The sequence below is a fragment of the Paenibacillus sp. USDA918EY genome (assembly GCF_009870825.1).
Classification (GTDB): domain Bacteria; phylum Bacillota; class Bacilli; order Paenibacillales; family Paenibacillaceae; genus Paenibacillus_AQ; species Paenibacillus_AQ albilobatus.
The window spans coordinates 1-204 of sequence record NZ_WTWY01000091.1; the positions used below are offsets into that span (position 1 = coordinate 1).

Sequence of the window (204 nt, forward strand, 5' to 3'; positions counted from 1 at the left end):
CATGCGACCCCCTGGTCCCAAACCAGGTGCTCTACCAAGCTGAGCTACATCCCGATATTCAGATAAAGTGGCGCGCCCTAAGAGATTCGAACTCCTGACCTTTTGATTCGTAGTCAAATGCTCTATCCAGCTGAGCTAAGGGCGCATATATTGGAGCGGACGACGGGAATCGAACCCGCGACCCTCGCCTTGGCAAGGCGATGC

At 54.9% G+C, this 204-nt stretch carries 1 tRNA gene; it reads right to left on the reverse strand.

The features are described 5' to 3' along the window. Positions 1-68 precede the first annotated feature (68 nt). Positions 69-145 (reverse strand) — tRNA-Arg (locus GQY55_RS30915). Between the last annotated feature and the right edge of the window lie 59 nt (positions 146-204).